Raw genomic sequence first — 726 nt, 5'->3', positions numbered from 1 at the left:
GGTAGAGGAAGCCCTCCCAGGTGCGCAGGTAGGAGATGTCGGCCACCCAGAGCCGGTCCGGGTGATCGGCGACGAACTGCCGCTTGACCAGGTCCGGGGCGACTGAGCCGGCGCCGAGACGGGTGCGCTTCTTGCCGTGGCGGCGTCGGTGGATGCCCTCGATCCCGGCGACGGTCATGAGCCGGGCGACCTTCTTGCGGTTCCAGACCTGGCCCTGCTGGTCACGGTCGCGGATCTCGGCGGTCAACCGGCGCGCGCCATAGGTGCGGCGGTGCTCGGCCCACGCGTCGTGCAGTTCGTTCGCGGCGTGCGCGTCGTCGAGGTCGTCATCGGAGACCACCGGGCTGCTCCGGCGGATCCAGTCGTAGAACGCCGACGTGCTGACCTGCAGGACCCGGCACAGGAGACGGACTGAACAGGTGGTCTTCTCCGCGGCGATGAACCCGTAGATCGTCTCTCGGGTCACCGGTCTGTCTCCCGGGCGAAGAAGACCGCGGCTTTTCGCAGGACCTCCTTCTCCAACTCCAGCTCCGCGACGCGGCGACGCAACCGGGCCAGCTCGGCCCGTTCCTCCCCGCCCACCGCGGCCGGACCGTCCCGGCGCTCCCGGCGCAGGGCCTCGACCCAGTTCCGCAGGGTCTCGTGGTTGATCCCTAGCTCGCGGGCCACGTCTCGGATCGAGCGGCCACCGTCCAACGCCAGCTGCGCGGCGTTGCGGCGGAACTC

At 70.4% G+C, this 726-nt stretch carries 2 protein-coding genes; both read right to left on the bottom strand.

Going from position 1 to position 726, the window contains the following annotated elements:
* Positions 1–466: IS3 family transposase (locus tag KME75_RS46515; RefSeq protein ID WP_219420685.1), on the bottom strand; the 466-nt coding region annotated here is incomplete at its 3' end.
* Positions 463–726: transposase (locus KME75_RS42160; RefSeq protein ID WP_219420683.1), on the bottom strand; the 264-nt coding region annotated here is incomplete at its 5' end. The genes KME75_RS46515 and KME75_RS42160, both read right to left, overlap by 4 nt.

Source organism: Pseudonocardia nigra (genome assembly GCF_019396355.1).
GTDB lineage: Bacteria > Actinomycetota > Actinomycetes > Mycobacteriales > Pseudonocardiaceae > Pseudonocardia > Pseudonocardia nigra.
This window is presented reverse-complemented; position numbering and strand designations above follow the sequence as displayed.